General features: G+C 69.0%; 2 protein-coding genes. Both read left to right on the top strand.

Annotated elements, in window-relative coordinates:
• Positions 1-27 precede the first annotated feature (27 nt).
• A complete protein-coding gene (locus AB0J67_RS40985) occupies positions 28-843 on the top strand; it encodes an AAA family ATPase (RefSeq protein WP_363491204.1) in 816 nt (271 codons plus the stop codon).
• 192 nt (positions 844-1,035) lie between these two features.
• Positions 1,036-1,518 (top strand): transposase, encoded by a 483-nt coding sequence (locus AB0J67_RS40980; protein ID WP_363491202.1) that lies wholly within the window; start codon positions 1,036-1,038, stop codon positions 1,516-1,518.
• Positions 1,519-1,661 lie beyond the last annotated feature (143 nt).

The following is a 1,661-nucleotide window of genomic DNA, read 5'->3' as shown; positions in this document are numbered from 1 at the left end:
CGCCGCCCTGCGCGACCAGGAGAAACCGTGACCATCGAACGGCTGCAAGCCCACTACGGCCTGTCGAAGATGCCCTTCGGCCGCGGCCTGGCCCCCGGCGCGCTGCACCGCCACACCGCCCACGCCGAAGCCATCGCCCGCATCACCTGGTGCGTCACCGAACGCGCCCTCGGCGTGATCACCGGCGAAGTCGGCGCCGGCAAAACCGTCGCCGTCCGCGCCGCACTCACCGGCCTGGACCCCACCCGCCACACCATCATCTACCTCGGCAACCCCACCATCGGCGCCCGCGGCATCCACCACGCCATCGTCACCACCCTCGGCGGCGTCCCCCGACCACACATGGCCACCCTCATCCCGCAGACCGCCGACGCCCTCGCGACCGAACAAGCCGAACGCGGCCGGACCCCCGTCCTGGTCATCGACGAAGCACACCTACTCGACCACCCCCAGTTGGAAGGCATCCGGATGCTCACCAACCAGGACATGGACTCCCGATCCCCGTTCGCCTGCCTACTGGTCGGACAACCCACCCTGCGCCGCCGGATCAAACTCGGCGTCCTGGCCGCCCTCGACCAGCGCATCGCCCTGCGCTACACCCTCAACCCCATGGCCGCCGCCGACACCGCCGGCTACGTCAAACACCACCTGGCCCTGGCCGGCCGCTCCGACACCCTGTTCTCCGACGACGCCGTCGCACTCATCCACCAGACCAGCCGCGGCCTACCCCGCGCCGTCAACAACCTCGCCATCCAAGCCCTCGTCGCCGCCTTCGCCGCCGACAAGAACATCGTCGACGAGTCCGCGGCCCGCGCCGCCGTCGCCGAAGTCACGACAGAATGAACACCACCACGACACCATGAACACCAAGCCCTGCCCGCCTCCGGCGGACAGGGCTTCACCACGCCGCTACATGCTCACCAGTAACGACGCCTACACGCTCACCACGAACGTCGCGCAACAGGCGGTGCGCTGCCTCGACCCGTATCACCTGGTCGCGTGGGTCACCGACGCCCTCGACAAGGTCCGCGGGCGGTGTGGAACACCGCCCGCGGCGGCAAGGGCGGGCGCACCGAGGTGTCCACGGCGCTCAAGGGCGCGCGGTGGGCGCTGTGGAAGAACCCGCCGGGCCTGTCCGACAAGCAGAAAGCCACCCTGGCCTCGATCCAGCAGACCAACCGGCCGCTGTATCGGGCCTATCTGCTCAAGGAGCAGTTCCGGCAGGTCATCGCGGTCAAGGGTGCCGACGGCAGGCTCCTGCTCAAGGCGTGGCTGCGCTGGGCCGGTCGGTCCAAGCTCGCGCCGTTCGTCAAGCTGGCCAAGACGATCCGCCGTCACCTGCCCGCCATCCACAACATGCTCGACAGCGGCCTGTCCAACGCCCGGATCGAGGCCAACAACGTCCACCTACGCGTACTGACCCGCCAGGCCTACGGCTACCACAGCGCTCAGGCGCTGATCACCATGGCCAACCTCCGCCGCGGCGGCCTCTGCCCACCACTTCCCGGACGATCATGAAACCCGACCCACGAGAAGGTCAGTAGACCCCTTTTTCCTCGGTCAGCGCCTGTTCGAGGGCGTCGAGGGTCTCACCGGCCACCGCCAGACCCGACGACTCCTGATGCCCCCGCACGACCGTGGAGTCCACACTGACCAGTTCC

Origin of the sequence: Catellatospora sp. NPDC049609 (genome assembly GCF_040675365.1) — a bacterium.
Lineage (GTDB): Bacteria > Actinomycetota > Actinomycetes > Mycobacteriales > Micromonosporaceae > Catellatospora.
Note: the sequence above shows the minus strand (reverse complement) of the source record. Positions and strands in the feature narration are given on the sequence as shown.